Genomic DNA, 12,892 nt, shown 5'->3' with positions numbered 1-12,892 from the left:
TGGCCCGACGCGGCTGCGCTGTGTGATGGCTACACCGCATCGGGCCAGCTACCCCTGCGCAAAATAAAGGGGTCATTTTTGGGCGCCGATAGGGGGTCAGGATTGCATGCCGATTGACACCCCTCTCGGCAGATTGCTGCGCAATCGCCTGCCGGGCAGCGGACGCACGGCTTGCCGTGGGTCTTCGGGAAATAGGGATCCAGACGCGTCATCTGTGCGTCGCTCAGCCAGAAGAGATCAGACCTGCCACCGCTCATTTTTCGAACGATGAATCATGCTGCGCGGCCAAAATCAATGGGTCCTGAGCCTAGCAATCGCCAATCGCTTCTGGGTCTCTGAAAGCGGCGCTTCAGTCGTGCCGGAGATTGGCTCAGCGATGGCGATTTAGAAACGCGTCTTTCTCGGCCTGGGTTGGTGGCTCGCCGGCAAATATCTCTGCATAGTGACAGCCGGCAATTGCGCGTTGCAGGCGGAGCTCAGACATATGCATCGAGTAGTATCCCGTTTGGGTCAAGATCGCAGTCAATGCACGGTAGTGGGCGGCATCTCCCGTTCTACCAAAACGCTCAAAGATTGCGGTCACCGCCCGCAAGCGGGCGTCGTCGGATTGTTTCACAAGCGTCTCGAGTTTGGCGTCACTGCGGGCCCAGTTTCGGATCGCAAGATCCAAGGGCGCATCAAAGAGATCATTGTCGATCCAGCAGTCAATCAGGTTGAGAAGAGACGCGCAAAGACTTTGGGCCGGTGCCGCGCAACGCTCCAAGATGATGCCGGTATTCTGGGTCTGCCAGATGCCGATAATGGCGTCGTGCAAGTCCGACAGGTCCTTGAAGTGCCAATAAAAACCCGTTCGGGTCAGGTTGAGCTTCTTGGCCAGCGGCATGACTTTGATCGCCTCAATCCCGTCCGAGACGAAAAGGTCATAAGCTGCGTTCAGCCAGATCTCTCGGGTCGCGCGCGTTCTATTTGGCGATGCTTCGATCATGCTGCTATTCTAAATGACTTGACAGGTGTGTCAATCGACGGAAATGTAAACATGACACATATGTCAGGAATGTCTTACCCCGAGAAGGATGCCCGCATGTCCACTGACCCGCTGCTTCAGCCTTTCCAGCTTAAACACCTGACATTGCGCAATCGGATCATGACAACCAGCCATGAGCCCGCCTATCCGCAAGATGGGATGCCCAAGGAACGCTATGCGGCCTATCACGCCGAACGCGCCAAGGCCGGCGTTGCCCTTGCGATGACGGCGGGGTCTGCCGCTGTCAGTCGCGACAGCCCGCCGGTGTTCAACAACATCCTTGCCTATAAGGACGAGGTCGTTCCGTGGATCCGGAACCTGACCGATGCGGTGCATGAGCATGGCTGCGCCGTCATGATTCAGCTGACCCATCTGGGGCGGCGCACCAACTGGAACAAGGGGGACTGGTTGCCCTCGGTGTCGTCCTCCAAGCACCGCGAACCGGCGCACCACGCCTTTCCCAAGCTGATCGAGGATTGGGACATCGACCGGATCATCAACGATTTTGCCGACGCCGCCGAACGGATGCAATCGGGCGGCATGGACGGGATCGAATTGCAGGTTTACGGTCACTTGCTGGATCAGTTCTGGTCGCCCCTGACCAATGACCTGACGGGGCCATATGGCGCCGATACGCTGGAGAACCGGATGCGGTTTCCGATGGATGTTCTGGAGGCGATCCGCAAGCGTGTCGGGCCCGAATTCATCGTCGGGCTGCGCTATACCGCAGACGAGGCGCAAAAGGGCGGCATCACGCCGGAAGAAGGGCTAAAGATTTCCAAACGTCTCGCCGCCACGGGGCAGGTCGATTTCCTGAACGTCATCAAGGGGCGCATCCATACCGACCCCGCGATGACCGACGTGATCCCGATCCAGGGCATGAAATCTGCGCCACATCTCGATTTTGCGGGCGAGGTGCGCAAGGCGACGGGCATGCCGACCTTCCACGCCGCGCGCATTCCCGATGTGGCCACGGCGCGCCATGCGGTGCAGGCGGGGCTTTTGGATATGGTCGGGATGACACGCGCGCATATGGCGGACCCGCATATCGTGCGCAAGATCATCGAAGGGCGGGAAGACGATATTCGTCCCTGCGTCGGCGCAACCTACTGTCTTGATCGCATCTATCAAGCGGGGGATGCCCTGTGCATCCACAACGCCGCCACCGGGCGTGAACTGAGCATGCCGCATGACATCGCGCGTGCCGAGACAAGAAAGAAGGTCGTGATCGTCGGCGCTGGCCCGGCTGGGCTCGAGGCCGCGCGTGTTGCTTCCGAGCGCGGGCATGACGTGACGGTGTTCGAGGCCGCCGCAGACCCCGGAGGGCAGGTGCGTTTGACCGCTCAATCCCCCCGCCGGCGAGAGATGATCGGGATCATCGACTGGCGCATGGCGCAATGTGCGGCGCGGGACGTGAGCTTTCATTTCAACACATGGGCCGAGACGGGGGATGTGACCGCGCTGAACCCCGATGTTGTCATTGTCGCAACCGGCGGGCTTCCCAACACCGAACTGTTTGAGCAGAACGGCGAACAGGCGCATGTCGTCACATCCTGGGACATCATCTCGGGCGATGTGAAGCCTGCGGCCAAGGTGCTGATCTATGACGAAAGCGGGGATCATCCTGCCTTGCAGGCCGCCGAAGTCGCAGCCAACGCGGGCGCTTCGGTTGAAATCATGACGCCGGATCGCACTTTCTCACCCGATGTCATGGCGATGAACCTGGTGCCATATATGCGCGTGCTTCAGGACAAGGACGTGACCTTTACCGTCACGCGTCGTCTGTTGGGCGTCGCGCGCAACGGCAACAAACTGACTGCCACGATCGGTACGGATTACAGCGATCATACCCATGACATTGAGGTTGATCAGGTCGTCGTGAACTATGGCACTCTGCCGCTGGACGGGTTGTATTTCGACCTCAAACCGCACTCCTCCAATCTGGGCGAGGTCGATTATGACGCGCTGATTGCCGGCGCGGCGCAAACCGTCAACCGCAATGAAAGCGGCACGTTCCAACTGTTCCGCATTGGCGATGCCGTTTCGGCCCGCAATACCCATGCGGCGATCTATGACGCCCTGCGGCTGGTCAAGGATCTCTGAGTTGCACAGCAGCAAAACCATTCATGTCGTGTCCTGCCATGCCGAGGGCGAGGTCGGCGATGTCATCGTCGGCGGCGTGGCGCCGCCGCCGGGCAAGACCCTGTGGGAGCAACGCAGCTGGATTGCCAAGGATCAGACCCTGCGCAATTTCATACTGAACGAGCCGCGCGGCGGGGTGTTTCGCCATGTGAACCTGTTGGTGCCGCCGATCCACCCCGAGGCGCAGATGGGCTGGATCATCATGGAGCCGGAAGACACGCCGCCAATGTCCGGGTCGAACGCGATCTGCGTCTCGACCGTGCTGCTCGACAGCGGGATCATCCCGATGACGGAACCCGTGACCGAGATGGTGCTGGAGGCCCCCGGCGGCTTGGTCCGCGTGCGCGCCGAGTGCCGCAATGGCAAGGCCGAGCGGATCACCCTGCGCAACTTGCCCTCCTTTGCGGGGGAGATGGGCGTGCCGCTGGATGTGCCGGGCCTTGGTCAAATCACCGTCGACACCGCCTTTGGCGGGGACAGCTTTGTCGTGGTCGATGCGGCGGCCCTCGGGTTCGACCTCGTCGCGTCCGAGGCTAAGGCGCTGGCAGATCTGGGCGTGGCGATCACCAATGCGGCCAATGCGCAACTAGGATTTCACCACCCGACCAACCCCGATTGGCGGCACGTCTCATTCTGCCTGTTCGCGGGGCCAATCACCCGGACCGGCAGCCACCTGACGACCTCTGCTGCCGTCGCCATCCAACCGGGTAAGATTGATCGATCCCCGACAGGAACGGCGGTGTCTGCACGCATGGCGCTGCTTCATGCCTGCGGCGAGATGCAGGTGGGGGAGACGTTCACAGCCCGCTCGATCATCAACTCGGAGTTTCACGAGCGGATCGCGGACACTATCACTGTGGGGAACACCCCGGCGATCATTCCCGAAATCACCGGTCGCGCCTGGATCACCGGCACGCACCAACACATGCTGGACCCGGATGACCCCTGGCCAGAGGGCTACCGGCTGAGCGATACATGGCCGGAACTTAAGGGCCGATGAGAGGGACGGGTTTGAATATTCCCTATCTGTCGCAGGATGATCTGATCGGGCTGAAGCTCAGCACCGGCAGGCGCGCACTGCGCCCCTTGTTGCGGCCTTCGGGGAATGGCAGCAGGAGCAGCGCGCGCGCATTTCAGCCAAGTTACACTTGGGTGAAATACTCGCCTAACCGAAGTAGAAACAACCGAGATAGCAAGACCAACGATGTGATGGTGTACCCTTCAGCCGTAGCGACCAGGAAACTCCGCCGAATGTCCCGGGCGTCACGGCCCGCGAAGCAGTTAGGAGCCTGACCTGCGGATCCCCACGGCCAGTGGTCAAAGTCGCGCAAACAGGCCGGACACAAGACCGCTTCTGAAAAGGTGCGCAAACCACATTCAACCCTTGCTATGCGGGAACCATCCACACAGAATATTCGCTGGCGTTATCAAACGCTTCAGTGCGGCCTCCCCAAATCCGCCATTGATTCAGTGTGCCGCAAAGGGATGGGATTGTTTCTATTTTTCGCACATTGATAATCGATTCATGTTACGAGGTTAGATCGAGGCCTTAACAGCTGGCAGGTTGACTGAAACCGTGCGCGATCTCCGAAGAAGTCTTTTTCCAGTTCGAAAAGGTGGACGGAATGCTCTCCTTACATGCGATACCCGATGCGTTTACTAAAAGTGAATGTGATCTGATTGTTGCGACGATTTCTGATGCCCCAACTGATGAAGCTCTCCTCGTTGGCCGCAATAAGGACCACAATCTTCGCAAAGCAGAGTTGGTCTGGACAGATAACGTGATTGGCATGGAATGGGTGATGGAGCGCCTGATCGAGCTTGTTCGGAGTTCAAACAGAGATCGGTTTGGATTTGACCTGCGTGAGTTTTCCGAAAGTCCCCAGGTAGCAATCTACAAGTCGTCAGATAGCGGACACTTTGCATGGCACTCGGATATTGGCGGTGGACGCGCCTCTGGAAAACGAAAGCTTACCCTCGTGCTACAATTAAGTGGCGCCGATACCTACGAAGGCGGAAATCTGGAGATTATGCCCGGCGCTCAAATTCTCACCGCCAGTCGCGCTCAGGGGGATGTCAGCGTTTTTCCAAGCTTCACGCTTCATCAGGTAACGCCAGTCAAAAGTGGAATACGTTATTCCATGACGGTTTGGGCACACGGTCCAGCGTTCCGGTGAACGGCCCACTGCTGACTGGCGTGGAGGACGCAGCTAGGTGATTGATCTCACGGTTTGATGGTGCGATCCTTTCTCAGGCTTGGAAGGAAGCCTTATGGGACAAGTTCGTCACGGAAGCGCCACAACCAAGCCAAAGCCGCCATCGACGGGTTGAGGTGATGCCGCGCCGCAGCTTTTGTGGTGCGGGGATTCATGTTTAGGCTCGAGCATGCAACGCCTCGAGGATGAGCGGGAGCGCTCCTTCAAACGCGGACACCGGTCCCATAGGGCACCTGGCGCCCGCGCCCAAACCATGTCCTGTCAGTGAGCGACCATCACATGGCGCACAACTGAATAGTCCTCGAGCGCATAGGACGACATGTCCTTGCCATAGCCGGACTGTTTCATCCCGCCATGGGGCATCTCATTGGCCAGCATGAAATGGGTGTTCACCCAGGTGCAGCCATATTGCAAACTTGCGGCGACCTGCATGCCTTTGGACACGTCCTTTGTCCAAACCGATGACGCGAGACCATAGTCGCTGTCATTGGCCCAGGTGACTGCTTGATCGGTGTCCTCAAACCGGGTGACGGACACGACGGGACCAAAGACTTCGCGCCGCACGATCTCGTCGCTTTGCAAGGCACCTGCGACCACGGTCGGTTTGTAGAAGAACCCGCCCCCTTCGGGCGCATCCCCGCCTGTTGTCACCTCGATATGGTTGGCTTCGCGGGCTCGGGCCACGAAACTTGCCACCCGGTCCCGTTGGCGCAGGGAAATCAGCGGTCCCATCTCATTCAGACTGTCGTCGGGATTGGCATATTCGATTTGCGAAACGGCATCGGTGAGTTTGCCGACAAACTCATCATAGATCGACGCCTGCGCATAAATCCGACAGGCTGCGGTGCAATCCTGACCGGTGTTGTAAAACCCGAAGGCGCGAAGCCCCTCGACGGTGGCGTCGATATCTGCATCCCCCAGCACCAGCACGGGGGCTTTGCCGCCAAGTTCAAGATGGGTGCGTTTGATCGTCTTGTTCGCCGCCTCAAGGATTTTGCGCCCTGTGGCGATGTCGCCGGTGACCGAGATCATCGCAACTTTCGGGTGATTGATCAGCGCAGAGCCGACGGTTTCACCGCGACCAAGGATAATGTTCACGACACCTTCAGGCAGGACATCCGCAAAGATTTTCGCCATGGCCAGCGCGGTCAGCGGTGTCTGTTCGGATGGTTTGAACACCACGGTGTTGCCGGCCCCGATGGCGGGGGCAATTTTCCACGCCATCATCATCAGCGGATAGTTCCACGGCGCAATGGAGGCAACGATCCCCACGGGATCGCGGCGAACCATCGAGGTGAACCCTTCAAGATATTCACCCGCCATGGGCCCCGTCATGCAGCGCACCGCACCGGCAAAGAAGCGAAAGCAATCCACGATCGCGGGCAGTTCATCATTCAAGGCCAAGGGTCCCGGCTTGCCACAGTTGAGCGCCTCAAGGCGGGCCAGGTTTTCAGCCTCGGCCTCGATCCGGTCGGCGATTTTCAGCAAATAGCCCGAGCGTTCACCGGGGGTGGTGCGCGACCAGCCAGCAAAGGCTTTTTCCGCCGCCGCGACAGCCTCTTCGACCTGCGTCAGCGAGGCCTCGGGGAGGGTGGTGATGATCTCGCCCGTGCGCGGGTTAAAGATGTCTTCCTCGGTCTCGGTGCCTTTGACGAGCTTGGCGCCGATGAGCATTTGAGCGTCCATAGGGGTCTCCCTGTGTTTCTGGATGTGTCGGGGATTATTTATCGGAACCGGCGGTGTGTTCGCCGTCACGTGTGAGGTAATAGGCGGCCAAAATCGGCAGCACGGTGACGATGACCACCGCCATGGCAACCACATTGGTTACCGGACGTTGGCGCGGCCGGACAAGTTCTTCGAGCATCCAGATCGGCAAGGTGGTCTGGTTGCCTGCCGTGAATGTGGTGACGATCACCTCATCGAAACTGAGCGCAAAGGCCAGCATCCCGCCCGCAAGCAAAGCGGTCGCGATATTAGGCAGGATCACGAGGGTAAAGGTCTGCACCCCATCCGCGCCCAGATCCATCGCGGCATCGATTAGCGCACCAGAGGTGCGGCGAAACCGGGCGACCGCGTTGTTGTAGACGATCACGATGCAAAAGGTGGCGTGCCCCAGCACGATGGTCCATGTCGAAAACGGAATGTCCAACAAGGAGAACGCCGAGCGCAGCGAAATCCCGGTGATGATCCCCGGCAAGGCGATCGGCAAGATCACCAACAGCGAGATCGTTTCGCGCCCGAAAAAGCGCGAGCGGGCGACAGCGGCGGCAGTCAACGTGCCCATGATCAAGGCCAGCGTCGTAGAGATCGCCGCGACCTTGAGAGAAAGCCCCAAAGCCTCCCATACGTCAGCGCGGCCCAGCGTTACGCCGATCCACTTGGTCGTCAGGCCGGGGGGCGGCCATTGAAAGCTCTTTTCCTCGGTGGTGAAGGCATAGACAAAGATCAGCGCAATCGGGGCGAGCAAAAAGATCAGCCCGCCGATGGCCGAGAGTTTGAGCCCCAACGGGGCGCGGGTATCAGAGTGCATCGAAAGCCCCCATTTTGCGTGCGCCCCAGAGGTAAATCCCCATGACGACGATCGGAACGACGGTAAAGGCGGCGGCCAGCGGGATGTTCCCGGCGGTGCCTTGTTGGGTGTAAACTGCCTGACCGATAAACAGACGCGAGTTGCCGACGATCTGCGGCACGATGTAATCACCAAGCGTCAGCGAGAAGGTGAAGATGGAACCGGCGATGATCCCCGGCAAGGCCAGCGGGAACAGCACCATGCGGAAGCTTTGGCGCGGCGTCGCGCCAAGATCCGAGGCGGCTTCAAGCAGCGCGCCGGGCACGCGTTCCAACGAGGCCTGCACCGGGATGATCATGTAGGGCAGCCAGATATAGAGGAACACGAGAAAGGTGCCCATATAGCTCACCGACAGGGAATTGCCGCCGATCACCGGGATCGACAGAACGCCATCAAGGGCCCATGTCAGATGCAACTTGGCGAAAACCCACGTCAGGATGCCTTCTTTCGCAAGCACCAGTTTCCACGCATAGACCTTGACCAGATAGCTCGACCACAAGGGCAGCATCACGCCGATGTAAAACAGCGCCTTCCATTTGCCCTTGGCATAGCGCGCCGCGAAATAGGCGATGGGAAAGGCCAGCATAGCGGCGGCCACGGTTACCGCTGCGGCCATGGCGACGGTGCGCAGGATGATGTCGAGATTATACGGCCGCAACAACTCGCCGTAGGTCTTGAACGTGAATTCACGCACCACCATTCCAGAGAACTCGTCGATCGAGAAAAAGCTCTGAATCAGCAGGGCGATCAGCGCACCGATGTAAACGATGCCAAGCCACAGCGTGATCGGCAGCACCATCAGGAACACGAACATGCGGGGGTGACGGATCACCCAATCCACCGCGCGCGCCAAAGGCCCTGAGCGGGGTGCAAAGATCGCGGGTTGCGAGGTGGCGGGCCTCATGCCTCCAACTCCATGACATGGGCGCGGGACGCATCCCACGACACATAAGCGGTCTCGCCAATGTCGGGCGTGGCCTCATGGGCGGGGATCAGTGCGGTCAGGCTTTGGCCCTTGATGTCGAGCGAGAGCTTGGTCACCCGCCCGTGAAAGAATTTGCCCGTCACCGTGGCCGCACGTCCCGCCGCATCAAGCCTGATATCTTCGGGCCGCAGGGACGCCCATTGCCCGGTTTGCCCCACCCCGGCAAGATCGGCGGGCACAACGTTTGAGGACCCGACAAAGTCGGCGACAAAGCGGGTGGAGGGGCGGCGGTAAATGTCTTCTGCGCTGCCGATTTGCTGGATCTTGCCCTCGGCAAATACTGCCACGCGGTCGGCCATGGACAGCGCTTCGTCCTGGTCGTGGGTCACAAACACAAAGGTCAGGCCCAAGGCTCGCTGGAGTTTGCGCAGCTCTTCCTGCATCTGTTCGCGCAGCTTGAGATCGAGCGCGCCCAAAGGTTCGTCCAAGAGCACCACGCGCGGCTTGTTGATCAACGCCCGCGCCAAAGCCACGCGCTGACGTTGGCCGCCAGACAGCTCTCCGGCGCGGCGCGTGCCATAGCCACCAAGCTCGACCAACTCCAATGTCTCTTCCGCCGCGCGGCGACGTTCGGCCTTGCTCACCCCTTTGACGCGCAAGCCAAAGGCCACGTTGTCGAGCACATTCATATGCGGGAACAGCGCGTAGTTCTGGAACACCGTATTCACATTGCGCAAGTAAGGCGGCACGCCCTCGGCACGTTCACCAAAAATTTCAATGCTCCCGGCGGTCGGTTGTTCGAACCCCGCAATCAGGCGCAGGCACGTGGTTTTCCCGGAGCCCGAGGGGCCGAGCATGGCAAAGAACTCGCCATCGTGAATAGCCAGATCGACCTCATCCACGGCTTTCACGGATCCGAAGTGGCGCGACACGCCTCGGAAGGTCACTGCATCAGTCATTGTCAGTCTTTCAGGGGAAAATGCGGGCTGGCCTGAAAAGGCCAGCCCATAGGGAAAGAATCAGCGCCCGCCGATCACACCGATGTAGTCCGAAACCCAACGGTAATAGGGCACACAGCTGCCTTGGCTTTCACAGCTGGACACCGGGGTGCGCCAGAATTTGATCCGGTCAAAATCATCCAGACCGTTCTCGGAACAGCCTGCTGCCGTCTGCATGCCCGACCCATCTGTACAGGCCTCTGGCACAGACGGCACGGCCCCGAACCACACGGACAGATCCGATTGCAGGTTCGAATTCAGCGAATGCTCCATGAAATGATAGGCGCAATTCGGATGCTCGGAATCGGCATGAAGCATCAGCGTATCCGCCCAGCCCGTCGCGCCCTCGGACGGAATGGTCGAGGCGACCGGCACGCCGTCAGCCTTCAACAAGTTGACCATGAAGGGCCATGAGGAGGACGCCACCATGCCCTCGTTCTTGAAATCGTCGATCTGGATAAATGCATCATGCCAGTAGCGCGAAACCAACGTGCGTTGGGTGCGCAACACGTTCAGCGCGGCAGCGTATTGATCCTCGTTCAGCTCATAGGGGCTCGTGATGCCCAACTCCGGCTGATGCGCCATCAGATACATCGCGGCATCGGCGATATAGATCGGCCCATCATAGGCTTGCACCCGGCCGGTGTTGCTTTCCCCGTCTGGCAGGGTCATTTCTTTGAAAACCACGTCCCAGCTGGTCGGGGCCTCGGGGAAGACTTCGGTGTTGTACATCAACACGTTCGGTCCCCACATGAAGGGCGTGCCATAGTGGGTGCCCTTGACCGTGTGCCAAGGCGCATCTTTCAGACGATCGTCAACGCGCGCCCAGCTCGGGATCAAATCTATGTTGATCGGTTGGACCCGTTTGCCCGCGATCAGGCGCAGCGAGGCGTCACCAGAGGCAGTCACCAGATCAAAGCCGCCTTCGTTCATCAAGGCGACCATTTCGTCGGAGGTGTTCGCGGTCTTGACCTCGACCTTGCAGCTGGTGGCCTCTTCGAACTTGGTCACCCAGTCAAAGTCGGCCTCGGTTTCGCCGCGCTCGATATAGCCCGGCCATGCGACGATGGAGACGGTACCCTCACCTGCGCCCAGCTCGGTAAGCATGTCGGCGGCAGAGAGCGGAAGCGCGGTGGCCGCGACGAGCGCAAGGCCAGAGACGCAGCCGTTGAAAATCTGTTTCATGTTGGTTTTCCCCTATTGCGACGGGAGACCTCTCTCCCTTGGCACTAGGCTGTGAAAAACAAGCGGGTTTCACAAATTCAATTCTCAGGTTCTAGGTATCGGAAAAACAAATATCGCAAAATTACTTTGTGCTTTTATGGGCTTGTGCGGCCAAAACAAATTCACGCGCCACACGCGGCAAAGGCGCCCCTTTGCGCCAGACGGTCCCAACCTGCACAACTGGCAGGCTTCCCGACACATCACGCGACACGATCCGGTCGCCTTCAAGGGACCAACGGCGGTAAACGATCTCTGGCAAAAGCGCGATTCCGGCCCCCGTGGCCACCAAGGAGCGCACCGCCTCAACCGAGCGGGTGCGAAAGGCAACTCGCGGGCGCGCGCCAAAGGCCGAAAGCAGTTTTCGCGTCGCCGATTCAATCTCATCGATGCGCAGCATGATCATTGGCTCGTCTGACAAATCCTCGATCGAGACCGAGGGGCGTGTCGCCAGTTCATGCCCATTTGGCAGCCAAAGTTGATAGGGTGAGGTGTCGATGATCTCGGTGTGAAGCGCCAAGCGATCGCGCATATTGCTCGTGACCATAACGGCCACATCCAACTCGCCACCGATCAAAAGATGTTCGAGGTAATCGCCGCTGTCCTCGACCGCGGTGACTTCGATTTTGGGGTTGGCGCGCCGAAAACGTGCGAGAATATCCGAAAGCACATATCCCGCCACAAGCGATGTGACGCCGACATGGAGGGTTCCGCTCAAGGTTTCGCCTTCTTGCGAGAGGGCTTGGCGCGCATCCGAGACCCCCGCAAGGATACCCGTCGCATGACGCAGGAATTGATGGCCTTTCTGCGTGATATCAAGGCCACGCGGATGGCGATCAAACAGCGACACCCCCAGATCGGTTTCCAACTCCCGGATGGCTTCGGTCACAGCAGATTGCGAGATTGCCAACGCCTGCGCCGCACCGGAGACGGTTCCGACCTCGGCCACAGCCATGAAATAACGAAGCTGTTTGAGCGTGAAGGCCATGTCATTCCTACTGCCAAGATCGTCGCTGACGATATTCCTCCCACCAACGCCAAGCAAAGCGGAAAACGCGCCGCGCGGATTTTGTGGGCTTGTCCCCAGCCCCCGCTTTGGCCTCCTGTATAAAATTGAGCACGGGTCGAACCGCCGCAAGATGCAAGGCACGACCTTGATGACGACATCTGTTTTACGTCCATTTCTGTTCGAAGACTTATCTAATTGCGCACCCGCTCCAGTTCCGCCAGAGCGCCCGACCCAGATACTTTGATGCGCGGAGCACATCGTTCCTAGCGATGGCACCAGCGGTGCTTGGCTTGCATGGCTGGGCATTTCTACGCGGGGGGATATGCTCATGTTGCCGACAAGATCAGGGAACTCAGGGAACGGGATCACGATCTGCCGGCCCACAGTGCCGCGCGCCGCCGCTGCATGCAGCAGGCGGTCGTTTGCGCCGTCATTCTCAACAAGCCGCCGCCCACCTTTGAGAACGGCGGTGCAAAATTGGACCACGGTAGCGGTGGGATAGTCCTGCTGCGGGCGGAGTAAAATCCGGCCACTTTTCCCTTCGTGCGGCAGCAGGGAGGGCGAGGAGATCTATACCGTGGAATTATATCGAAAGGTTCGCCTGGCGTGTGCCGAGGGCATGAGTGCCCGGGCGGCGGCGCAGCATTTCAACATTTCGCGTGGGACGGTTGAGAAGATGTTGGCCTTCTCTGAGCCACCTGGCTATCGACGGAGCGCGCCGATCAAGCGTCCAAAGTTGGACGGGTTCACCGATATCATAGACAGTTGGCTGGACGCGGATAAGACGG

10 protein-coding genes and 2 pseudogenes are annotated in these 12,892 nt (G+C 59.4%); 4 read left to right on the top strand and 8 right to left on the bottom strand.

The window, feature by feature from the left end; genetic code table 11:
- Positions 1 to 370 precede the first annotated feature (370 nt).
- Entirely contained in the window at positions 371 to 985 is a 615-nt protein-coding gene (locus tag E1B25_RS21220; RefSeq protein ID WP_132831575.1) for a TetR/AcrR family transcriptional regulator, read from the bottom strand.
- Positions 986 to 1,081: 96 nt separating this feature from the next.
- On the opposite strand from E1B25_RS21220, the gene E1B25_RS21215 reads away from it, so the two are divergent.
- The 3 genes from E1B25_RS21215 to E1B25_RS21205 all read left to right on the top strand — a co-directional run bounded on the left by E1B25_RS21215 (position 1,082) and on the right by E1B25_RS21205 (position 5,343).
- A complete protein-coding gene (locus E1B25_RS21215; RefSeq protein WP_132831574.1) occupies positions 1,082 to 3,127 on the top strand; it encodes an NADH:flavin oxidoreductase in 2,046 nt (681 codons plus the stop codon).
- Between the two features lies 1 nt (position 3,128).
- Complete coding sequence (locus E1B25_RS21210) at positions 3,129 to 4,166, top strand: trans-3-hydroxy-L-proline dehydratase (protein ID WP_132831573.1); 1,038 nt, start codon at positions 3,129 to 3,131, stop codon at positions 4,164 to 4,166.
- 625 nt (positions 4,167 to 4,791) lie between these two features.
- The gene (locus E1B25_RS21205; RefSeq protein ID WP_132831572.1) at positions 4,792 to 5,343 is read left to right on the top strand and encodes a 2OG-Fe(II) oxygenase; all 552 of its coding nucleotides are present in this window, start codon (positions 4,792 to 4,794) and stop codon (positions 5,341 to 5,343) included.
- Between the two features lie 300 nt (positions 5,344 to 5,643).
- Here E1B25_RS21205 and E1B25_RS21200 read toward each other — a convergent pair whose 3' ends face one another.
- From E1B25_RS21200 to E1B25_RS21170, 7 genes and pseudogenes are all read right to left on the bottom strand, one after another.
- The gene (locus tag E1B25_RS21200; RefSeq protein ID WP_132831571.1) at positions 5,644 to 7,068 is read right to left on the bottom strand and encodes a gamma-aminobutyraldehyde dehydrogenase; all 1,425 of its coding nucleotides are present in this window, start codon (positions 7,066 to 7,068) and stop codon (positions 5,644 to 5,646) included.
- 34 nt (positions 7,069 to 7,102) lie between these two features.
- Complete coding sequence (locus E1B25_RS21195; protein WP_132831570.1) at positions 7,103 to 7,912, bottom strand: ABC transporter permease; 810 nt, start codon at positions 7,910 to 7,912, stop codon at positions 7,103 to 7,105.
- Positions 7,902 to 8,855 (bottom strand): ABC transporter permease, encoded by a 954-nt coding sequence (locus E1B25_RS21190; protein ID WP_132831569.1) that lies wholly within the window; start codon positions 8,853 to 8,855, stop codon positions 7,902 to 7,904. Before E1B25_RS21190 ends, E1B25_RS21195 begins: the two co-directional genes overlap by 11 nt.
- Positions 8,852 to 9,835 (bottom strand): ABC transporter ATP-binding protein, encoded by a 984-nt coding sequence (locus E1B25_RS21185; RefSeq protein WP_132831568.1) that lies wholly within the window; start codon positions 9,833 to 9,835, stop codon positions 8,852 to 8,854. The genes E1B25_RS21190 and E1B25_RS21185 overlap by 4 nt, the downstream gene beginning before the upstream one ends.
- Before the next feature lie 60 nt (positions 9,836 to 9,895).
- A complete protein-coding gene (locus E1B25_RS21180; RefSeq protein ID WP_132831567.1) occupies positions 9,896 to 11,059 on the bottom strand; it encodes an ABC transporter substrate-binding protein in 1,164 nt (387 codons plus the stop codon).
- A 121-nt stretch (positions 11,060 to 11,180) separates the two neighbouring features.
- Entirely contained in the window at positions 11,181 to 12,083 is a 903-nt protein-coding gene (locus tag E1B25_RS21175) for a LysR family transcriptional regulator (RefSeq protein WP_132831577.1), read from the bottom strand.
- A 223-nt stretch (positions 12,084 to 12,306) separates the two neighbouring features.
- Positions 12,307 to 12,426 (bottom strand): annotated as a pseudogene (locus tag E1B25_RS21170) (IS5/IS1182 family transposase); the annotation flags it as partial.
- Positions 12,427 to 12,681: 255 nt separating this feature from the next.
- Here E1B25_RS21170 and E1B25_RS22670 point away from each other — a divergent pair.
- Positions 12,682 to 12,892, top strand: a pseudogene (locus E1B25_RS22670) (IS21 family transposase); the annotation flags it as partial.

It is taken from the genome of Antarcticimicrobium sediminis, assembly GCF_004348975.1.
GTDB classification, from domain to species: Bacteria; Pseudomonadota; Alphaproteobacteria; order Rhodobacterales; family Rhodobacteraceae; genus Antarcticimicrobium; species Antarcticimicrobium sediminis.
Note: the sequence above shows the minus strand (reverse complement) of the source record. Positions and strands in the feature narration are given on the sequence as shown.